This window comes from Tianweitania sediminis, from assembly GCF_017813335.1.
Classification (GTDB): Bacteria; Pseudomonadota; Alphaproteobacteria; order Rhizobiales; family Rhizobiaceae; genus Tianweitania; species Tianweitania sediminis.
Genome location: NZ_JAGIYY010000001.1, coordinates 473,173 through 493,964 on the forward strand (window position 1 = coordinate 473,173; position 20,792 = coordinate 493,964).

Below are 20,792 nucleotides of genomic sequence, written 5' to 3' on the forward strand. Positions count from 1 at the left end.
CGGTGCCACATTTTGTACCAGATTTGTCCCCCACACAGCGCGCTCCTGCGAGTGGGAGAACTTCTGAGCATGAGGGAGCAGCCAGACATGGCCACGATCGCCTTGGTGGACGACGATCGCAACATCCTGACATCCGTGTCGATTGCGCTGGAGTCCGAAGGCTACCGCGTTGAAACCTATACGGATGGCGCATCTGCCCTCGAGGGGCTCGGCTCACGCCCGCCGAACCTCGCCATTCTCGATATTAAGATGCCGCGCATGGATGGCATGGAGCTGTTGCGGCGGCTGCGGCAAAAAACAGATCTTCCGGTTATCTTCCTGACCTCCAAGGACGACGAGATCGACGAACTGTTCGGCCTCAAGATGGGCGCCGACGACTTCATCCGGAAGCCATTTTCGCAGCGCCTCCTTGTTGAACGCGTGCGGGCCGTTTTGCGACGCGTGAGCGCCCGGGAGCCGGGCAAGTCACCCGAGAAGCAGGCCCGTTCGCTGGAACGCGGCCAGCTCGTGATGGATCAGGAACGCCATACCTGCACCTGGAAGGGCGAACCGGTGACGCTCACGGTGACGGAATTCCTGATCTTGCATTCCTTGGCGCAGCGCCCGGGCGTCGTGAAAAGCCGCGATTCCCTGATGGACTCTGCCTACGACGAGCAGGTTTATGTCGACGACCGCACCATCGACAGCCACATCAAGAGGCTGCGCAAGAAGTTCAAGCAGGTCGACGACGACTTCGAGATGATCGAAACGCTTTACGGCGTCGGCTACCGCTTCAAGGAAGCTTGAGGATCGATCCATGGCGCAGGTCGACGAACCGGTGCGCGGTTTCGTCAAGCCGGCTGCACCGCCCCGGCGACAGCCGCGGCGGCGCCTGCGCCTTGCAACAGCCCGGGTAAGCCGCTCCATGCAGCGGTTTCTCGGGCATCACGTCTTTTCCAGCCTCACCCGGCGCATCCTGATCCTCAACCTCGCCGCTCTTGGCGTGCTGGTGATCGGAATTTCCTATCTCAACCAGTTCCGCGACGGGCTGATCGATGCGCGCGTGGAAAGCCTGATGACGCAGGGCGAAATCATCGCCGGCGCAATCGCGGCGTCCGCGACGGTTGAAACCGATGCCATCAGCATCGACCCCGAAGCGCTGCTTGAACTCCAGGCCGGCGAAAGCGTTCAGCCAGGCGCGGATCAGCTGGAAAGCCTCGACTTTCCGATCAATCCCGAGCGCGTCGCGCCGGTGCTGCGGCGCCTGATTTCGCCCACCAAGACGCGCGCGCGGATCTATGACCGCGACGCCAATCTGCTTCTGGATTCCCGCCACCTTTATTCGCGTGGTCAGATCCTGCGCTATGGCCTGCCGCTCGTGGAAGAAGAGGAACCGAACCTCGTTGAGCGGATCGGCCAGGAGATTGCCAACTTCTTCCGGCGCACCGATCTTCCCACCTACAAGGAAGTGCCCGGCGGCAGCGGCACCGCGTTTCCAGAAGTCATGAGCGCGCTAACGGGTGGTCCCTCAACCATCGTTCGAACGGGGGAACAAGGCGAGCTCATCGTTTCCGTGGCCGTGCCTATCCAGCGTTTCCGCGCCGTGCTGGGCGTGCTTCTGTTATCGACACAGGGCGGCGACATCGACAAGATCGTGGCTGATGAACGCGAGGCCATTTACCGCGTGTTTGGCGTCGCGGCGCTGGTCAATGCGGTGTTGTCCATGCTTCTGGCCTCCACCATTGCGCAGCCGCTGCGCAGGCTGGCCGCCGCGGCCGTGCGGGTGCGGCGCGGATCGTCCACGCGGGAAGAAATTCCCGACTTTTCCGATCGCGGGGACGAGATCGGCAATCTTTCCATTGCCGTGCGCGATATGACCAACGCTCTTTATGGGCGCATCGAGGCGATCGAAAGCTTTGCTGCCGATGTTGCGCATGAATTGAAGAACCCGCTGACCTCGCTGCGCAGTGCGGTGGAAACGCTGCCGCTCGCCAAGAAGCCGGAAGCGCGCGAACGCTTGATGGAAATCATCCAGCATGATGTGCGCCGTCTTGATCGCCTGATCTCCGATATCTCGGACGCATCGCGGCTTGATGCCGAACTTGCGCGCGAAGATGCCGGCAAGGTCGACCTCAAGAAGCTCATCGGCGATATTGTCGCCATTTCAGCCGAACCTGGGCGGCACAAGAAGCCGATGGCGATCAACCTGAAGATCGCCAAGCTGCCGGCGGGGCAAAAGACGTTTGACGTGGTCGGGCACGACCTTCGCCTCGGGCAGGTCCTGACGAACCTGATCGAGAATGCGCGCTCCTTTGTTCCCGATGAGGGCGGCGTGCTCGACATCGAACTGGCGCGAACCGGCAAGCGGTTGGTGATCACCGTTTCGGACAACGGTCCCGGCATTCGCGTCGAAGACATCGACCGCATCTTCGAGCGCTTCTACACGGATCGACCGGCCGGCGAAGCCTTTGGTCAGAATTCCGGGCTGGGTCTGTCGATCAGCCGACAGATCGTGGAAGCGCATGGCGGCACGCTGACGGCTGAAAACATTCCAGGCGCCAAGCCAGGCAGCCTCAGCGGCGCCCGCTTCGTTGTCAGCCTGCCTGCCGACAACTGACGATGCCGCTCCACCACGCCGCCTTGATTGTGGTGCGCGATCGCGGCCTGTTGATCGCGGGTCCCTCTGGTTCGGGCAAAACGACCCTGGCGGCTGTTCTGCTCGGCGAAGCGCTCGCACGCGGCTGGTTCGCGCGGCTGGTGGCGGATGATCAGGTGCTTCTTCAATCCCACCCAGCCTGCCCGCGCTTGATCGGATCGGTACCGCCGACCATCGCCGGACTGTGGGAGGTGCCGCCGCTCGGTCCAAAAGCCACGCTGCATGAGGCGCACGCCATCGTGGACCTTGTGGTCACCCTGCGAGCGCCGCAGGATCTGCCGCGCATGGTTGAACCGGAGATCAAGCGCCTGTGCGGCGTTCCGGTCGCGCATGTCGACCTTCCGCGACAGCAGGCCGCCATTCTGGTTCCGGCGCTTCACGCACTGCTTTTTGATGAGGAAGGCGCCTAGTATTTCGCCATCCTTCGTTGCAAACTGCGGCAACGTGACCACGCAAAGCGCAGATAATGGCTTGTCAAGCGACCTCGGCTCGACAAGATTGCGTTTCCGCACCTGCGAAGGCGCGGCCGCCATCCAGATGCGGCGGTTGTGACGGGAGTCATTTACGAATGATTGGACTCGTGCTCGTGACGCACGGTCGCCTTGCCGAAGAATTTCGCTTCGCCGTTGAGCATGTGGTGGGAGCGCAATTGCAGTGCGCCACCGTTTGCATCGGCCCGGAAGACGACATGGAGCAGCGCCGGCAGGATATTGTCGATGCGGTGGCTGCCGTGGACACAGGCGCCGGCGTCATTATCCTCACCGACATGTTCGGGGGCACACCGTCCAACCTTGCGATCTCCGTCATGGAACCGGGACGGGTTGAAGTGATTGCGGGCATGAACCTGCCCATGCTTATCAAGCTGTCGAGCGTTCGGGTGACGCATGCCATGCAACAGGCACTCGATTACGCGCAGATGGCCGGGCGCAAATACATCAATGTCGCGAGCCAACTCCTGACGTGTAAATGAGCTCCGTATCCTCCGCCCCGCCTCGTCGTGAACTCAGGATCGTGAATCAGCGTGGGCTTCATGCACGCGCTTCCGCCAAGTTCGTCCAAACGGCAGCGAGCTTCGACGCGGATGTGCGTGTCGAGAAGGATGGCGTTTCCGTCGGCGGCACCTCCATCATGGGCTTGATGATGCTGGCAGCCAGCCCCGGCTGTTCCATCATGGTGAGCGCGAAAGGCCGACAGGCCGAAGAAGTGCTGGCTGCCTTGGAAGCCCTCGTGGCCGATCGCTTCGGCGAAGAGCAGTAATCCATCTTCATATAAAGACTTGTTTATGTCTTGTTGTCAGATCGCAGGTGATCTGCTAGGACGCCGCGCATCACACGTGCTGCCCAAGCCGCTCGAGCGCTTGGCGCGTGCCCAAGTTTCCGCACGAGGAGTGCCCCATGACCACCGCGCCTGACCACGTCGTTGCCGATCTCTCGCTTGCCGGCTGGGGCCGCAAGGAGATCGAGATCGCCGAAACCGAGATGCCTGGCCTGATGGCGACACGCGAAGAGTTCGGCCCGTCGCAGCCGCTCAAGGGCGCGCGCATTTCCGGTTCGTTGCACATGACGATCCAGACGGCGGTGCTTATCGAAACGCTGAAGGCTGTTGGCGCCGACGTCCGTTGGGCGTCCTGTAACATCTTTTCCACGCAGGACCATGCCGCGGCTGCCATTGCGGCGGGTGGCACGCCCGTGTTCGCCATCAAGGGCGAAACGCTGCAAGACTATTGGCGCTATACGGACATGATCTTCCAGTGGCCGGATGGCGAGCCGACCAATCTGATCCTGGACGATGGCGGCGACGCCACGATGTATATCCTGATCGGCGCGCGCGCCGAAGCCGGCGAGGACGTGTTGTCCAATCCCGGCAACGAGGAAGAAGAAATCCTGTTCGCGCAGATCAGGACCCGCATGGCGGCAACGCCGGGCTTCTTTACCCGCACCCGAGACGCGATCCGCGGCGTCAGCGAGGAAACCACCACGGGCGTCAACCGGCTTTACCAGTTGCAGAAGCGCGGTTTACTGCCGTTCCCGGCGATCAACGTCAATGACAGCGTGACGAAGTCGAAGTTCGACAACAAGTATGGCTGCAAGGAATCGCTGGTGGACGGCATTCGCCGTGGCACGGATGTGATGATGGCCGGCAAGGTCGCCGTTGTTTGCGGTTATGGCGATGTCGGCAAGGGGTCGGCCGCGTCGCTGCGCGGGGCCGGAGCCCGCGTGAAGGTCACAGAAGTCGATCCGATCTGCGCTCTCCAGGCGGCCATGGACGGCTTCGAAGTGGTCACGCTCGAAGATGCGGCACCCGCCGCCGACATCGTGATCACCACCACCGGCAACAAGGACGTGATCACGCTCGACCACATGCGCGCCATGAAGGACATGGTGATCGTCGGCAACATCGGCCATTTCGACAACGAGATCCAGGTTTCGGCGCTGCGCAACCTGAAGTGGACCAATGTGAAGCCGCAGGTCGACCTCGTGGAGTTCCCCGATAACAAGCGGTTGATCCTGTTGTCGGAAGGACGCCTCCTCAACCTCGGCAATGCCACTGGTCACCCGTCTTTCGTGATGTCCGCCTCTTTCACCAACCAGGTGCTGGCGCAGATCGAGCTTTGGACCAAGAGCGCGAACTACAACAACGAGGTGTACACGCTTCCCAAGCACCTCGACGAAAAGGTGGCGCGGCTGCATCTTGCCAAGCTGGGCGCCAAGCTGACGGAGCTTTCAGCCGAGCAGGCTGCCTATATCGGTGTGACGCCGCAAGGTCCGTACAAGCCTGAACACTACCGCTATTAGTCGCATAAGCTTCGGCAACAACATCTAGATGCCCGTGATCACTTGGTGATGCGGGCATCATCTTTTTCGGCCGCGGATTCTTTTCGCTGAATCTTCTTGTCTGTAGAGTGACCTGATTCGTGGGTTGTTCGGTCGGGGCTTGGGCGCTTTGCGTTCCCGTTCAACTCGCGTGCAAGGCGGTCTTGGCAGGCGGCGAGAGGTTACAAGACATGCCATCGACAGGCCCGTGCCATACGGGACAACTCGATTCGGCGCATAGCAGCGGCGACAAACAGGGTGAGGCGAACGGCGTTCTGCGCTGGTGGCGGAAATTCATGCGCTTTGGCGTTGCGGGCGGTGCCCTCCTGGCGGCATCGCCGGCGCTGGCGCAGCAAGCGTTTCGTAGTGAGCGCGGCCTCTCGCTCCAAACGTCCGAAGTTATCCAACTCGCCACCGTCCTCGGCATCCTCATTGCCGCGATGATCTCGGCCATATGGTTGATCCGGGAGCGCGCCCGCACGGCATCGGAAAACGGCGAGTTGCGGGGGAGGGTTGCGGAGCTCAGCGGCCGTCTCCTGCGCGCCGACTCCATCCTGAACATGCGCGACCAGCGGATGGTTGTTTGGGAAAACGAAGGCAAGCGCCCTGACCTCCTCGGCGTCCTGCCGGTTGAAGCCGGAGCTCCAGACGACCGCGCGGCGTTTCTTGCTTTCGGCCGCTGGCTTGCGCCGCGGTCGGCTGCCGCGTTGGATCACGCCGTATCCGGCTTGCGGGAGCGCTCCGAAGCCTTCGAGCTTGCGGTTGAAACGCAGAACGGCACGATCCTTGAGGTTCAAGGTCGCCGCTCACCAAGCCTTGCTTTCGTGAGCTTCTCGTCCGTGTCGCATGCGCAGCGCGGCCATGCCGCGGTGCGCCTGGAGCGACAGCGCCTCGACGAAGAGCGTGCGGTTCTGTTTGGCCTGCTGGATGCGCTGGACCTGCCGTTCTGGTTGCGGGACCAGGGCGGGCGTTTGCAATGGGTGAACCAGGCCTATGCGCGCGCGGTGGATGCCCCCAACGGTAACGCGGCGGTGGTTGATGGACGCGAGTTGCTCGGCACGGCAGCCCGCGCGGCCATCGCCAGCGAAGCGGCCAAGGGTCAGGTTTACGCGAACACCGTATCCACCGTGATCAACGGCGACCGCCGGATGGTGGCCGTGACCGACGTCGCCAACATCGCCGGGTCGGCCGGGCTCGCGCGCGACGTCAGCGAAATCGAAGCCATGCGCGCCGAACATGAGCGCACCCTGAAAAGCCATTCCGACACGCTCGACCAGATCAACACCGCAATCGCGATCTTCGACAGCGACCAGAAGCTTCGCTTCTTCAACCAAGCCTTCCAGCGCCTTTGGGACCTTGATCTCGCCTTCCTGGAAAGTGCGCCCGACCATACGCTGATGCTCGACCGCCTTCGCTCGGAGCGCAAGCTTGCCGAACAGCCGGAATGGCGGCGCTGGAAGGAAAACGTTCTCACCGCCTATCGTTCCGTGGAGCCCGTCACCGACCAGTGGTATCTGCCGGACGGCAGGACGCTTCGCGTGGTTGGCAATCCGCAGCCGCGCGGCGGCGTCACCTGGGTGTTCGAGAACCTCACCGAAAAGATCGACCTAGAAAGCCGGTACCGCACGGCCGTGCGGGTGCAAGGTGAAACGCTCGACAACCTCGCCGAAGGTGTGGCGGTGTTTGGTCCGGACGGTCGGATCCGGCTGTCCAATCCAGCCTTTCACCAGCTGTGGGGTCTTTCCCCCGATCTTGCCAAGCCCGGAACGCATATTGCCACGCTGCGCGACGCAGCCATTGCGCTCAGCGCCGACAATCCTTGGAACGATTTCGCGGCTTCCGTCACGGGTTTTGACGAAGAGCGCAAGGACCGGCAAGGACAGGCGGCGCTGTTTTCCGGCAAGATCCTGCGCCACGCGCTGATCTACCTGCCGAACGGCCAAGTGATGATCACCTTCGTGGACATCACGGACAGCGCCAATGTCGAACGCGCGCTGACCGAAAAGAACGAGGCGCTGCTGCGCTCCGAACAGCTCAAGAACGACTTCGTGCAACACGTGTCTTATGAGCTGCGTTCGCCGCTCACCAACATCATCGGCTTCACGGAACTCCTGATGCAGCCGACCACCGGACCGCTAAACGGGCGGCAGCAGGAATATCTCGAACATATCAGTTCTTCCTCGTCCGTTCTGCTTACCATCGTGAACGACATCCTGGATCTCGCGACGGTGGATGCCGGAATGGTGGCGCTGGATATCGTCGAGGTGCCTGTGGCAAGCATTGTGGAAGCTGCCGTCGATCTTGTGGGCGACCGGCTGAAGGAACATTCCATCGCGCTTCAAACCGACCTTTCGCGTGCGCCGAAAACCTTGTTTGCCGACGAACATCGCATCAAGCAGATCCTGTCGAACCTCCTCAGCAACGCCAGCAACTTTGCGCCGGAAGGCTCGATCGTGCGGCTCGACTGCGCAGAAGACCACGGAACAGTGCTGTTCAGCGTTCATGACGACGGTCCGGGCATGCCGGACGATGTGCTCGACACCGTGTTTCGCCGCTTTGAACCGCGCGCCAACGGTGGCCGCCGGCGCGGCGCGGGTCTCGGCCTTTCCATCGTGAAAAGCTTTGTTGAGCTTCATGGCGGAACGATCGCGATCGAAACGGGGAAGGGACGCGGGACCACGGTGACGTGCCGCTTCCCCAATCGCCCCAGCCGCATGCGTGAAGCAGCGGAATGAGCCCGTCGGCACCTGCGGTTCTGTCGGTCGAAGCCAAGAATGAAGAGGCCATGCAGCGCCTCGGCAGCGATCTGGCGCTGGCGCTTGGGGCCGGTGACCTCCTGGCGCTGAAGGGGGATCTCGGGGCTGGCAAAACAACACTGGCGCGCGCCTTGATCCGCTGCCTGGCCAACGATCCCGCGCTTGATGTTCCGAGCCCCACCTTCACCCTGGTGCAGGACTACGAAGCCCGGCTGCCGATCCTTCATGTGGATCTTTACCGGCTGGACTCCGCGGAAGAAGTCGATGAGCTGGGTCTCGACGAGGCGCTGGAGCGGGGCGTCGTTCTGGTGGAATGGCCCGAGCGCGCAGAAGGGGCCTTGCCGGGCACGCCAATCACCCTCGCCATCGCTCATGAGGGTTCGGGGCGCCGCATCACCATCAAAGGTCCGGCGCCGGGGATCGCGCGTATCGCCCGATCGCTTTTCAAGCGCCGCTTTCTTGCCAACGCTGGACAGGAAACGGCCCAGCGCCATTTCCTGCTGGGAGACGCGTCCACCCGCGCCTATGAAACGATTACCGACGCTGGTTTGCCGAAGCGCATCCTGATGGACGCACCCAAGCGCCCGGACGGTCCAGTGATCCGGGATGGCAAGCCCTACAGCCAGATCGCTCATCTGGCGGAAAGCGTGACGCCTTTCGTTGCGGTCGGCAACTTCCTGCGGGAGCGGGGCCTTGCGGCCCCAGTCATCTATTCTCAGGATCTCGACCAAGGCTTGCTTCTGATCGAGCATCTTGGCGACGGCAACTTCCTCGACGATGGAGCGCCTGTCGGTAATCGCTACAAACTGGCATCGGAAGTTCTTGCGCATTTTCATCGCAAACCGGCACCCTCGACCCTGCCCATGGCCGGAAACGAAGCATATCATTTGCCGGCTTACGATGGCGATGCGCTCCGGATTGAGGTCGAGCTGCTGCTGGACTGGTACCTCCCGTTTGCAACGGGCGAAAAAGCCTCTTCGGCGGTTCGCGAGCAGTATGAAGCCGCATGGTCGCGTGTGTTTGACGTCCTCGACGGAGCGGAAAAGCACCTGGTGATCCGTGATTACCATTCCCCCAACCTGATCTGGCGCCCGGAGGAAGACGGGCTGGCAAAGATCGGCGTGATCGACTTTCAGGACGCGGTGATCGGACCCGCCGCCTATGACGTAGCATCGCTGGCCATGGACGCGCGCGTTACGATCGGCGCGTCTTTGGAGAAGCAGATCGTGGAAGCCTATATCGCGGCCAGGCTAGCGCAGGGACCCTTCGACCGCGTCGCCTTTGAGCGCGCCTATGCAATCATGGCGGCCCAGCGCAACGCAAAGATCCTCGGCATCTTTGTTCGTTTGGACCGTCGCGACGGAAAGCCGAACTACCTTCGCCACCTGCCCCGTATTCGCGACTACTTCGCGCGCGCCCTCGCCCATCCGGCGCTGGAGCCGGTCCGACACTTCGTGGACGAGCACCGCATCCTGCCGGAGGAAGCTCATGCCGGCTGAGCATCCGACTGTCCCACGAGCTGCGATGGTGCTTGCGGCCGGCCTCGGCAAGCGCATGCGTCCGATCACAGAGCGCATTCCGAAACCGCTTGTGCCGGTTGTCGGCAAGACGCTGCTCGACTGGGGGCTTGACGCGCTGACGGAGGCGGGCGTCCAGCATGCGGTGGTGAATGTCCACCACCTCGCGGATCAGATCGAGGCGCATCTTGCTGGCCGCGCAAACCCGCACATCACGATCTCCGACGAGCGCGCCGGTCTGCTGGATTCCGCCGGCGGTATCGTCAAGGCTCTGCCATCGCTTGGAACAGAGCCGTTCTTTATCCTCAATGCCGACACGTTCTGGCTGGACAAGGGGCCTTCGAGCCTCGTGCGGATGGCCGATACTTGGAACGCAGGAGAGATGGATATTCTGCTGATGCTCGCTTCCACCGACAGCGCCACCGGGCATTCAGGTTCGACCGATTTCCTTGTTGAATCCGGTGGTCGGCTGCGGCGCGCCGGAGGTGATCCGGCGGGGCTGATCTATGCCGGTGCGGGCATTGTCAGCCCGGCCATCTTCCGGAACGCTCCGGCTACATCCCACTCGCTCAACGCCTACTTCGACCGTGCGATTGCTGCCGGTCGCCTTTACGGGCTGGTGATGCACGGCCAATGGATCACCGTCGGCACGCCCGATGCCATCGCTCCCGCCGAAGCGGTGGTGGCAGGGCACGCTTCACAACGGCAATGACCCTCCGCACGCCCGGGCCACGCGTCTTTTCCATCCCGGTCGGCGCGCCCTTTCTCCCCACCTTTGTCAATGCGTTGCGTGCCGGGCGCTTCCATGATCCGGGAACCTGGTCGCCGGATGACCCGCTCGGGCTGGCTAACACCACGATTTATGTTCCAACGCGGCGCGCAGCCCGCGCCCTGCGCAGCTTGCTTGTGGAAGCAGGCGGCGGTCGCGCCGCTCTTCTCCCGACCATTCGGCCGCTGGGCGAATTCGAAGAAGATCGCGTCCTGTTCGAAAGCGGCGATCAAGCCAGCGTCGATCTCGACCCGCCGTTGGCGGCGCTGGACCGGTTGTTGAGACTGGCGCCCTTGGTGCGCCTGTGGGTGGAACGGCTTCCCGGCCATCTGGCCCAGCTTTATGGCGAAGATGTCCTTGTGCCGGCGTCATCCGCGGACGCCTTGTGGCTGGCGCGCGATCTGGCCGAGCTGATGGACGAGATCGAAACGGAAGGCGCGGATTGGAACAGGCTTGAGAAGCTGGTTCCTGCCGAACTCGCCAACTGGTGGCAGGTGAGCCTCGCCTTCTTGTCCATCGTTTCCAAGGTCTGGCCGACGATCCTGACGGAGCTGCAGCGCTCCAACCCGGCGGCGCATCGCAATGCGCTGATCCTCGGCGAAGCCGATCGCCTCCAACGCGACCCGCCAGCCGGGCCCGTCATCGCCGCAGGGTCGACGGGGTCGATCCCCGCCACGGCACGGTTGCTGAAGACGATCTGCCGCTTGCCCACGGGCGCGGTGGTTCTGCCTGGCCTCGACCAGGCGATGGACGAAGCGACATGGCGCGACGTCGGTGCCGATGATGCCGAGGCCTCCGTTTTCGGCCACCCGCAATATCAGCTCCGCCGGCTACTTCAGCGGCTGGAGGTGACCCGCGACGCCGTTGAACCGATCGGGCAGCCAGACGCCGCGCGAGCCCTGCGGGCACAGGTTTTGGCCGAAGCGCTTCGGCCCGCCGCTTCCACAGACGCTTGGTCGGAGAACCGGGCGGGGCTCGATGCCGATCAGCTTCGCGCCGCTTTTGCCGATGTGACGCTGATCGACGCCCCGACACCCCGCGACGAAGCGCTGGCGATTGCCATTGCGCTTCGTCAGGCGACACGCGATCCAGATCGTTCCGCAGCTCTGGTCACGAGCGACCGCACGCTTGCGCGCCGGGTGGCGGCCGAGTTGCGCCGCTTCGGAATCATTGCCGATGATTCGGGCGGCACTCCGCTCGCCAAAACGCCGCCCGCCACGCTTTTGCTTTGCGCGGTTCGTGCCGTGTTCTCGCCCGGCGATCCGATTGCGATCCTGTCGCTCCTGAAGCACCCGCTGCTTTCGCTGCAGCTCGAACGAACCAAGGTGCGCCGTGCCGCCGAGGCAATCGAGCTGGTGGCGCTGCGTGGCGGAACCGGCCGGCCCGATGTTGCCGCCCTTTCGGCGCTCTTCGACGCCCGCATGGCCGCACTACGCACGACCGGATCGCGCAAGCCGTTCTGGTTTGCCCGGCTCGACGACGGCAAGGTCGCCGAAGCCAACGCCGTGCTTCAGGCGCTGGATGGCGCCCTGGCGCCGCTGGTTGAGCTTCGCAGCAACAGCCGGCTTCCAACGCAAGCAGCGGCGCGCCTCAGCGCCGAAGCCCTGGAAGCCCTCGGGCAGGGTGCCGACGGATCTTTGGCCGAGCTTTACGCGGGCGATGCGGGTGAAGCGCTGGCATCCTTTCTGCGCGGCCTGATCGCCGCGTCAGCTGAATACGAGATCCTGCCCGGGGAGTGGCCCAGCGTCCTGGATGCGCTGCTTGCGCCTGAAACCATGAAGCCCGCCATGGCCGGCGACGGCCGCATCGCCATCTGGGGCGCCCTGGAAGCCCGTTTGCAACACGTCGACACGTTAGTGATCGGCGGGCTGAACGAAGGGACCTGGCCCCGGCGCGCCGATCCAGACCGGTTTCTGTCGCGCGGCATGAAGAGCGGTCTCGCCCTGCAGCCGCCGGAGCGAAGGATCGGCCAGGCGGCGCATGACTTCATGATGGCCACAGGCGGCAAGGACGTGATCTTGTCGCGCGCAGCGCGGTCGGGCGATGCGCCCGCCGTTTCTTCCCGCTGGCTGCAAAGGCTCACCACTTTTCTCGGCGAAGAACTGTCCGACGAGTTGCGCGGACGCGGGCGCGTTTTGCTGCATTGGGCACAAACGCTCGACGAGCGCCATGACGTGCGCTTCGCCACTCGGCCGAAGCCCGCGCCACCCCTGAGTGCCCGGCCGAAGCATTTTTCCGTCACGGAGATCGAGACGCTGCGGCGTGATCCTTACGCGATCTACGCCAAGCGCGTTCTCAAGCTGGACCCGCTTGATCCGCCCTTGCGGGACCCGGGCGCCGCGGAACGGGGAAACCTGTTTCACGAGATCCTGCACGCCTTTACCGAGACGGGCGTCGAAGCGGTGAACCCTGAAGCACGCACCGTCCTGACTGAGATCGGGCGAGACGCGTTTCGCCGCGCCGACCTGCCGCTGGACGTTTCTGCCGTTTGGTGGCCCCGCTTCGAGGCCATGGTGGGAGAGATCCTCAACTGGGAAGAAGAACGGAAAGCGGCCCAGAACATCCTGAAGCGCCTGCCTGAACTCACCGCGCAACGCATCCCTGTCGGAGCGACAGGCGTGACGCTTGGAGGGCGAGCCGACCGGATCGATCTTCTGCAAGGCGGATTGGCAGATATTCTCGACTACAAGACCGGGTCCAGCCCATCCGTAAAACAGGCGCACACCCTGCTTGCGCCACAGCTCGCGCTGGAAGCGGCCCTGATGCAGCGGGGCGCCTTCGCAGATCTCGGCCCCCTCCTTGCTGCCGATCTCGCTTACGTCCGGCTGCGCGCAAGCGGCCACGTGGTGACCGAGTCGATCCTGGAATCGCGGGTCGATCGACAAGCGTCCTTGAAATCGGCGCCACAGCTTGCGGAAGAAGCCTGGGGGCGGCTTGAAGCCCTGCTCGCCTTCTACAACAACCCCTCCAACGGGTACCGGTCGCGCGCATTGCCGTTTCGTGAGCACGACACGAGCGGCGCTTACGACCACCTTGCCCGCGTGCTGGAATGGTCAGCCGGCGCTGAAGCCGACGAAGGTGGCGACGAATGAGCCGACGCCTCCTTATTCCCAACGACACGCTGCTTGCCCAAAAGGAAGCCTCCGATCCCCTCCGGTCGGTGTGGGTGTCTGCCCATGCCGGGTCTGGTAAAACGCATGTTCTGTCGCAACGCGTCGTGCGCCTGCTGCTTGCCGGTACCGACCCGTCGCGCATTCTGTGCCTGACCTATACGCGTGCGGCCGCAGCCAACATGGCCAACCGCATCTTTCGGGACCTGGGTCGCTGGGCCATGCTCGAGGACGCCGCCTTGGCGGAGCAGATCAGCGCGATCGATGGCCGACGCGCTTCGCCCGAAACCTGCCGCAAAGCCCGGCGTCTGTTTGCTCAGGCGCTGGAAACGCCGGGCGGACTGAAGATCCAGACGATCCACGCCTTTTGCGAAGCGCTGCTGCACCAGTTTCCGCTGGAAGCCAACATCGCGGGCCATTTCGAGCTTCTGGAAGGTCAGGCGGCGGAAGCGCTGGTCGCGGAAGCGAGGCGCCGGCTGCTGCTTGGAACGGCGGGCGAAACCGATCCCGAGCTGACAGCCGCGTTTGCAACCGTGCTCGCGCGCGGCGGTGAATGGGGGCTGGAACAGCTGCTCGACGAAATCGTCGCCAAACGGGATGACCTCGCCGCGGCGATTGCCGACCTCGATCAATTCGAATTGCGGGAGGAACACGGCTTCCGCCCCGAGGAAAGCGCGGAAAGCCTGGCCCTTGAAGTCTGGCCCGATGCGTTCTTTGATGCCGCATTGGCGGAAACCGTGCTCGATTGTGCCGCCGGCAAGGTCAAGGCGACAAGCTTTGCGGAAGGCTTGAAAGCGGTTTGCGCAATCAGTGGCGCGCAGGCTTTCTCCGCCATTTGCGAGCTTTTCCTGACCGCCAAGGGTGAGCCGCGTAAGGCGACCCACATAGCGGTGAAAGAGGTGGTTAGCCGGATTCCTGGCTTTGCGGACCATTACGACCGGATGGCCAGTGCGCTCCTCGCCTGCACCGATCGCATCGCTTTGCTGGAAATGGTGCAAGCTACCGAAGCCGCCCTCGTGATTGCAGAACGGCTCATCGGCAGCTATTTCCGGATGAAGCATGCACGCGGCTTCCTGGATTTCGAAGACCTGATCCGCCGCACCATCGCCCTTTTGGCACGCGAGGACGCCGGCCCCTGGATCCGCTACAGGCTCGACCAGGGCATCGACCACATTCTCGTGGACGAAGCGCAGGATACGAGCCCGCAGCAGTGGGCCGTGATCCGCCAGTTGTCCGATGAGTTCTTTTCCGGGCAGGGCGCAAGGCCGAACACCGAGCGAACCATCTTTGCAGTCGGCGACCAGAAGCAGTCGATCTACTCCTTTCAGGGCGCGGAACCCGAAAGCTTCGAATGGAACCGGCAAAGCTTCAAGCGCGATGTGGAAGCCGCCGAACGCAGCTTCAACACCATCAAGCTGGAGCGCTCCTTCCGATCCACCGAAGATGTGCTGTCCGCCGTGGACGCGGTGCTTTCCGATCCCGAGCGGCGGCGCGGCCTGAGCCCCGACGGTGGCAGTTTCCAGCACCGGCCGATCCGGCTGGAGCCGGGCTTTGTGGAAGTGTGGTCCTCGGTCGGGCAGACCGTTGCACCCGAACCGGACGATTGGACGCTTTCCATCGACCACGCCAAGGCGCCTGCCGTTCAGGTCGCGGAAAGAATCGCGGATCGCATCCAGACTTGGCTGAAAGACAAGGAAATGCTGCCGGGCACGGGGCGACCTGTTTCTCCCGGCGACGTGATGGTGCTGGTTCGCAAGCGCGACAGCTTCATCCATGCCCTCACCCGCGCCTTGAAGAACCGAAACATCGCGGTTGCCGGTGCTGACCGACTGAGCCTGCCCGCGCATATCGCGGTGAAGGATCTCGTTGCGCTTGGCCGCATCGTCTTGCAGCCGGATGACGACCTGTCCTTGGCTGCTCTTCTGAAAAGCCCGATCTTCGGTTTGGACGACGACGCACTGTTTGCTTTTGCCTACAAGCGCGGCGAAGGCGTGTCGCTCTACACAAGCCTGCGACGGGCCGCAGCGGATGACCTCGTGCTGCACAGCGTGGTGCAGCAGCTCGACAGCTGGAGAAAGGAAGCCGGATTCAGACCAGCCTTCGAGTTCTTTGCCGGCTTGCTAGGCGCGGGCGGCGTACGGCAGAAGATGATTTCCCGCCTCGGCCATGAAGCCGGCGAGATCATCGACGAGTTTCAAAGCTTCCTCCTGGCAGCCGAACAAGCGGGAGCGGTGGATCTCGAGGCTGTGCTGGCCCTGCTTTCGCAATCCGGACCCGACATCAAGCGCGAGATGGACCAAACGCGCAACGAAGTTCGGATCATGACCGTCCACGCAGCCAAGGGTCTGGAAGCGCCCGTGGTGTTTCTCGTGGACAGCGGGGGCGAGCCGTTCAGCGCAAGCCATCTGCCACGCCTCCTGCCCTACGAGGCATCCAGCGGCCGCAAACGCTTCCTGTGGCGGGCCAGCAAGGATCTTAGCAACGCCGCAACGCGGCAGATCGAGGCCGTGCTTCGCGCCAAGGCCGAGGATGAATACCGGCGCCTGCTTTACGTGGGCATGACGCGGGCCGAAGACCGTCTCGTGGTTTGCGGCTACCATGGCAGGAATCCGCCGCGCGGCGCGACCTGGCTCAGCATGGTTCAGGCCGGACTGTCCGGTCTGCCTGCCACAACGACGCTCCACGACGAAGAGCAAGGAACGGTCCTGCGCTATCAGGTCAGCCGCGGGGCAGCGGTGGAACCAGAGCAGCGTGATCTTTCCAGCCCGCCGGCCCTTCCGCCGGTGCCGGCGTTCTTGCGCGAGCTTGCGCCACCTCCCACGCGCCTGCCGCGTCCGCTGGCGCCTTCTCGTGCTTCCGCCCTGATCGAAACTGAGCCGCGCGATGCACCGGTGGACCGCTCACCCGTGCTGGACGAGGACACGCAGCCTGGCTTTGCAATTCTTCGCGGAACGGCCATTCACCGCTTGTTGCAGCTGTTGCCGGATCTTCCACGGGAAGACCAGCGCAGCGCGGCAACCCGTTATCTCGGGCGCATCGGCGGCGCCTGGCCAGCAGGCGAAAGGGAGGCGGCGCTCCAGTCCGTATTCGCGGTGATCGAGGATCCCTCCTTTGCGCCGCTTTTTGCCCCGGGATCACGCGCGGAAGTGGGCGTGATGGGCACGCTGGATGTCGGTTCCACGCCGCGTGCGATCGCCGGAACGGTCGACCGGCTGGTTGTGACCGAGGACGCGGTGCTGATCGTGGACTATAAGACCAACCGGCCTGTCCCGCAGGATCTCCCTGCAGTCCCCGGCGCTTATGTCGTGCAGTTGGCGCTTTATCGGGCCTTGTTGAAGGAGATCTATCCCGGCAAAGCCGTGTCGGCCGCCTTGTTGTTCACGGAAGGACCGATCCTGATCCCCCTGCCGCACCAGATCATGGACGAAGCCCTGAAGAAGCTGCGTGTTGGCTCACAAGACGGTACGCCGCTGCAGGGTTGACGCAACGCAGGCGAAAGCCCACATCACGCTTTCAAGATCAGAAACCATTTTCTTTCTCCGCCCGCGCGGCGCGACTGCCCTCGAAAGGATCGCATCATGGCAACCGTGAAGATCGACAAGAACAATTTCGAAAGTGACGTGCTGCAGTCGAGCGAGCCGGTTGTGGTGGACTTCTGGGCTGAGTGGTGCGGTCCCTGCAAGATGATTGCCCCCGCCCTCGAGGAGATTTCGCAGGAGATGGGCGGCAAGGTGAAGATCGCCAAGCTGAACATCGACGAGAATCCGGAACTCGCCGCGCAGTTCGGCGTCCGTTCCATTCCCACGCTGATGATGTTCAAGAACGGTGAAGTCGCCGACATGAAGGTCGGCGCGGCGCCGAAAACGGCTCTCAACGCCTGGATCAGCGGAAACGTCTGACAGCCTCCTGTTCGGTTGATCGAAAGCCCGGCAAAGCAGCCGGGCTTTTTTCTTGGAAGGGCGCAAACGTGACGGGGTGGAGAGGACGGCTCGACGCGCTGAATGGGACCACCGCAGGCGTCGTGATCATGCTCGTCGGCCTGTTCATGTTCGCGCTGAACGATGCCATGGGCAAATGGCTGGTGGCGAGCTTTTCCGTCGGCCAGGTCCTGCTGATCCGCTCCATCGGCGCCTTCGTGGTGCTCGGTCCGCTTTTGTCCTCGCGCAGTGCACGGAGGGATCTTCTCCACCCGGACCGGCCAGTGCTGCAGGTTCTGCGCGTCGTGTTCGCAACCTTCGACACCGGCTTCTTCTATGCAGCCGTCGTGTACCTGCCGCTAGCCGACGTGATGACCTTCTACATGGCAGGGCCGATCTATGTGGCGGCACTATCGCATTTCCTGCTCGGCGAGCGGGCCGGCTGGCGGCGCTGGACTGCAATCCTGGTCGGCTTCATTGGCGTGGTGATCGTGCTTCGGCCGTCCAGCGCATCGTTAAGTTGGCCCTCCCTTTTCGCCCTGATCGGCAGCGTGTCTCTGGCGCTCACGCTGATTCTCAGTCGGATGCTGCGAAGCACCTCCGACGTGGTGCTGGTGACGTGGCAAACGGTGGGCGCCCTGATCGCCGGCGCTTGTCTGGCCGTGGGCGCATGGCGTGCGCCGGACCTGCCGGATCTCTACGCCCTCCTGATGCTCGGCGTCGTGTCCTGCATCGCTCACATGATGATGACGCGCTCGGTGAAGCTTGCTTCGGCGACCGTTCTGGCGCCGCTGCAATATACGCTGCTGCTTTGGGCGGTAGCGATGGGGATTCTGTTTTTCGATGAATATCCCGATCAGCAGATCTTGGTGGGCTCCGCGGTGATCATCGGTGCCGGGCTTTTCATCTTCCACCGCAAACAGGTGGTCGGGCAGCCGGTAAAGGCTGAGACCGTGGATCGGATCTGATCAAACAGGCGGCGTGCCGTTTTCCGCCAGCACCGCGCCGGCGAGATAAAGCGAGCCACCAATCAGGATGCGGGGCGGTGCTTCCCTTTCGTCCCAGGTGTCGCGCAAGAGCATCAGCGCATTGCCAACCGAGGCGATCGGCTCTGCCGACAAACCTGCCTCGACCGCACGGGTGGCAAGCACGTCATTGGGCACCCCAGCTTCGCTGCCTGCCACCGGCACGGTGAAGACATGGCGCACCATACCGCCGAACGCGCGGAAATAGTTGGTCTGGTCCTTGGTGTTGATCATGCCGGCAATCAGGAACAACGGCCGTGGATGGCGGTCTTCCTGTTCCGCGAGCGCTTCCGCAATGACTGTGCCCGCGCCGGGATTGTGCCCTCCGTCGAGCCAGATCTCGGCGCCTTCGGGAGCAAGGTCCACAAGCGTGCCGGTTTGCAGGCGCTGCATGCGCGCCGGCCACGACACGGTGTCCAGCGCACGATCCGCAATCAACGGGGTCACCGGAAAGCCGGCAGCGCGAACCGCGGCAATCGCCGCTGCGGCGTTGGCGTATTGATGCCGCCCTGGCAACCGCGGCGGCGTCAGGTCCATGAGGCCCGTCTCGTCCTGGTAAACCAGGCGGCCATTTTCCTCGAAGGCAATGAAATCCTGCCCATAGATGAAGGACGGTGCGCCGAGCCGCTCTGCCGTGGACACCAGCACTTCACGCGCGGCGTCGCTTTCCTGCGCGCCGATCACAACGGGCACGCCAGGCTTGATGATGCCCGCCTTTTCAGCCGCAATCAGTTCGGCCCGATCGCCGAGATAAGCTTCATGATCCATGGAAATCGGCATGATGACGCAGGCAGCCGGCCGCTTGATCACGTTCGTAGCGTCGAAACGGCCTCCCAGACCGACCTCGACGATCGCCACATCGGCGGGATGTTCTGAAAACAGGACGAACATCACCGCCGTCAGGATCTCGAACACGGTGATGGTTTCGTTGTTGTTGGCTTCGGCTACGCGGCGGATGGCGTCAGCCAGCACGTCATCATCCGCGAACCTGCCACCACCCGGAGCGCCGAGGCGGAAGCGTTCATGCCAGTTCACGAGATGCGGCGAGGTGTGGACGTGAACCAGCCGGTTGTCGGCTTCCAGCAGAGCCCGTGAAAATGCCGCGCAGGAGCCTTTTCCGTTGGTGCCAGCGATGTGGATCACCGGCGGCATGTGGTCCTGCGGATTGCCCAGCCTCTCCAGGAGGCGCGTGATCCGCTCCAAGGACAGATCGAAGCCTTTGGGATGCAGCGTCATCAGCCGCTCGATTTCGCGAGCAGCTTCGCTTGCCTGCGCGTCAGCGCTCATCGGCGTTCATCACGCTTCAGCGAGACGTGGGTGTCAGGCATCGGCCGCAACTGTGGCTTCTTCGCCGTGCACCGGAAGCTGCGCGGGATCGATCAGCGTGCCGGGCGGCTGCTTCATCAAGAGCCGCAGGAGCCGCCCAAGCGTCGCCTTCATGGCCAGACGGGACACCACCATGTCCACCATGCCGTGTTCCATCAGGTACTCGGCGCGCTGGAATCCTTCCGGCAGCTTTTCGCGGATGGTTTGCTCGATGACGCGCGGACCGGCGAAGCCGATCAGCGCGTTGGGTTCGGCGATATGGATGTCGCCCAGCATGGCATAAGAGGCGGTAACACCACCGGTAGTGGGGTTGGTCAGGACAACGATATACGGCAGACCCGCTTCCTTGAGCCTGTCCACCGCGACCGTGGTGCGGGCGAGCTGCATCAGCGACAGGATACCTTCCTGCATGCGCGCGCCGCCAGATGCCGCGAAAAGCACCAGTGGCAGCTGCTGTTCCACGGCATTCTCGAAGCCGCGAATGATGGCTTCGCCCGCGGCCATCCCGAGCGAGCCGCCCATGAAGGAAAAGTCCTGCACCGTCACGGCCACGCGCAACCCGTCGATTTCGCCGGTGGCGTTGACGATCGTGTCTTCAAGGCCGGTCTTGGTCCGGTTTTCCTTCAGGCGGTCGACATAACGCTTTTCATCGCGGAAGCGCAGCGGATCCACCGCAACCTTGGGATTTTCCAGCGTGGTGTAGGCACCGTCGTCGAACAAGAAGCGCAGACGCTCCTTGGCCGAGATCTTCATGTGGTGGCCCGAGGACGGCACCACATACTGGTTTTCCTCCAGGTCCTTGTGAAAGACCATTTCGCCAGATTCCGGATCCTTGATCCAGAGGTTCTCGGGCATTTCGCGCCGGCCAAGCATCGAATTGATCTTGGGGCGAACATAGTTGGTGATCCAGTTCATGGCTGGCGT

General features: G+C 63.2%; 15 protein-coding genes. 13 read left to right on the top strand and 2 right to left on the bottom strand.

Annotated elements, in window-relative coordinates:
* The first annotated feature begins 87 nt into the window (after positions 1-87).
* The 13 genes from J5Y06_RS02180 to J5Y06_RS02240 all read left to right on the top strand — a co-directional run bounded on the left by J5Y06_RS02180 (position 88) and on the right by J5Y06_RS02240 (position 18,485).
* Entirely contained in the window at positions 88-786 is a 699-nt protein-coding gene (locus J5Y06_RS02180; RefSeq protein WP_209334330.1) for a response regulator transcription factor, read from the top strand.
* A 10-nt stretch (positions 787-796) separates the two neighbouring features.
* Positions 797-2,596, top strand: coding sequence for a stimulus-sensing domain-containing protein (locus J5Y06_RS02185; protein ID WP_209333466.1), 1,800 nt, complete (start codon positions 797-799; stop codon positions 2,594-2,596).
* A 2-nt stretch (positions 2,597-2,598) separates the two neighbouring features.
* The gene (locus tag J5Y06_RS02190) at positions 2,599-3,045 is read left to right on the top strand and encodes an HPr kinase/phosphorylase (RefSeq protein ID WP_209333467.1); all 447 of its coding nucleotides are present in this window, start codon (positions 2,599-2,601) and stop codon (positions 3,043-3,045) included.
* Between the two features lie 158 nt (positions 3,046-3,203).
* Positions 3,204-3,605 carry a PTS sugar transporter subunit IIA gene (locus J5Y06_RS02195; protein ID WP_209333468.1) on the top strand — a complete coding sequence of 134 codons (402 nt, stop codon included), beginning with the start codon at positions 3,204-3,206 and terminating at the stop codon, positions 3,603-3,605.
* On the top strand, positions 3,602-3,892 hold the full coding sequence (locus J5Y06_RS02200; RefSeq protein WP_209333469.1) for an HPr family phosphocarrier protein: 291 nt from the start codon (positions 3,602-3,604) through the stop codon (positions 3,890-3,892). The genes J5Y06_RS02195 and J5Y06_RS02200 overlap by 4 nt, the downstream gene beginning before the upstream one ends.
* 137 nt (positions 3,893-4,029) lie before the next feature.
* The gene (gene ahcY / locus J5Y06_RS02205) at positions 4,030-5,430 is read left to right on the top strand and encodes an adenosylhomocysteinase (protein ID WP_209333470.1); all 1,401 of its coding nucleotides are present in this window, start codon (positions 4,030-4,032) and stop codon (positions 5,428-5,430) included.
* 209 nt (positions 5,431-5,639) lie between these two features.
* Entirely contained in the window at positions 5,640-8,183 is a 2,544-nt protein-coding gene (locus tag J5Y06_RS02210) for an ATP-binding protein (protein WP_209333471.1), read from the top strand.
* Entirely contained in the window at positions 8,180-9,703 is a 1,524-nt protein-coding gene (gene tsaE, locus J5Y06_RS02215) for a tRNA (adenosine(37)-N6)-threonylcarbamoyltransferase complex ATPase subunit type 1 TsaE (RefSeq protein ID WP_209333472.1), read from the top strand. Before J5Y06_RS02210 ends, tsaE begins: the two co-directional genes overlap by 4 nt.
* Positions 9,693-10,433, top strand: a complete 741-nt coding sequence (locus J5Y06_RS02220; RefSeq protein ID WP_245247522.1) for a nucleotidyltransferase family protein — start codon at positions 9,693-9,695, stop codon at positions 10,431-10,433. The genes tsaE and J5Y06_RS02220 overlap by 11 nt, the downstream gene beginning before the upstream one ends.
* Positions 10,430-13,582 carry a double-strand break repair protein AddB gene (gene addB, locus J5Y06_RS02225; protein ID WP_209333473.1) on the top strand — a complete coding sequence of 1,051 codons (3,153 nt, stop codon included), beginning with the start codon at positions 10,430-10,432 and terminating at the stop codon, positions 13,580-13,582. The genes J5Y06_RS02220 and addB overlap by 4 nt, the downstream gene beginning before the upstream one ends.
* Positions 13,579-17,082, top strand: a complete 3,504-nt coding sequence (addA, locus tag J5Y06_RS02230) for a double-strand break repair helicase AddA (RefSeq protein WP_209333474.1) — start codon at positions 13,579-13,581, stop codon at positions 17,080-17,082. The genes addB and addA overlap by 4 nt, the downstream gene beginning before the upstream one ends.
* A 96-nt stretch (positions 17,083-17,178) precedes the next feature.
* The gene (gene trxA / locus J5Y06_RS02235) at positions 17,179-17,499 is read left to right on the top strand and encodes a thioredoxin (protein ID WP_209333475.1); all 321 of its coding nucleotides are present in this window, start codon (positions 17,179-17,181) and stop codon (positions 17,497-17,499) included.
* Positions 17,500-17,567: 68 nt separating this feature from the next.
* Positions 17,568-18,485: a DMT family transporter gene (locus J5Y06_RS02240; protein ID WP_342453354.1), complete on the top strand. Its 918-nt coding sequence runs from the start codon at positions 17,568-17,570 to the stop codon at positions 18,483-18,485.
* Here J5Y06_RS02240 and J5Y06_RS02245 read toward each other — a convergent pair whose 3' ends face one another.
* Positions 18,486-19,829: a bifunctional folylpolyglutamate synthase/dihydrofolate synthase gene (locus J5Y06_RS02245; RefSeq protein WP_209333476.1), complete on the bottom strand. Its 1,344-nt coding sequence runs from the start codon at positions 19,827-19,829 to the stop codon at positions 18,486-18,488.
* A 33-nt stretch (positions 19,830-19,862) separates the two neighbouring features.
* Positions 19,863-20,783 (bottom strand): acetyl-CoA carboxylase, carboxyltransferase subunit beta, encoded by a 921-nt coding sequence (gene accD / locus J5Y06_RS02250; RefSeq protein WP_209333477.1) that lies wholly within the window; start codon positions 20,781-20,783, stop codon positions 19,863-19,865.
* Positions 20,784-20,792: the final 9 nt, after the last annotated feature.

Bases quoted from the DNA above. Each gene is read 5' to 3' on its own strand.
- J5Y06_RS02180 (WP_209334330.1), top strand. From the start codon at position 88: ATGGCCACGATCGCCTTGGTGGACGACGATCGCAACATCCTGACATCC.
- J5Y06_RS02185 (WP_209333466.1), top strand. From the start codon at position 797: ATGGCGCAGGTCGACGAACCGGTGCGCGGTTTCGTCAAGCCGGCTGCA.
- J5Y06_RS02190 (WP_209333467.1), top strand. From the start codon at position 2,599: ATGCCGCTCCACCACGCCGCCTTGATTGTGGTGCGCGATCGCGGCCTG.
- J5Y06_RS02195 (WP_209333468.1), top strand. From the start codon at position 3,204: ATGATTGGACTCGTGCTCGTGACGCACGGTCGCCTTGCCGAAGAATTT.
- J5Y06_RS02200 (WP_209333469.1), top strand. From the start codon at position 3,602: ATGAGCTCCGTATCCTCCGCCCCGCCTCGTCGTGAACTCAGGATCGTG.
- ahcY (WP_209333470.1), top strand. From the start codon at position 4,030: ATGACCACCGCGCCTGACCACGTCGTTGCCGATCTCTCGCTTGCCGGC.
- J5Y06_RS02210 (WP_209333471.1), top strand. From the start codon at position 5,640: ATGCCATCGACAGGCCCGTGCCATACGGGACAACTCGATTCGGCGCAT.
- tsaE (WP_209333472.1), top strand. From the start codon at position 8,180: ATGAGCCCGTCGGCACCTGCGGTTCTGTCGGTCGAAGCCAAGAATGAA.
- J5Y06_RS02220 (WP_245247522.1), top strand. From the start codon at position 9,693: ATGCCGGCTGAGCATCCGACTGTCCCACGAGCTGCGATGGTGCTTGCG.
- addB (WP_209333473.1), top strand. From the start codon at position 10,430: ATGACCCTCCGCACGCCCGGGCCACGCGTCTTTTCCATCCCGGTCGGC.
- addA (WP_209333474.1), top strand. From the start codon at position 13,579: ATGAGCCGACGCCTCCTTATTCCCAACGACACGCTGCTTGCCCAAAAG.
- trxA (WP_209333475.1), top strand. From the start codon at position 17,179: ATGGCAACCGTGAAGATCGACAAGAACAATTTCGAAAGTGACGTGCTG.
- J5Y06_RS02245 (WP_209333476.1), bottom strand. From the start codon at position 19,829: ATGAGCGCTGACGCGCAGGCAAGCGAAGCTGCTCGCGAAATCGAGCGG.
- accD (WP_209333477.1), bottom strand. From the start codon at position 20,783: ATGAACTGGATCACCAACTATGTTCGCCCCAAGATCAATTCGATGCTT.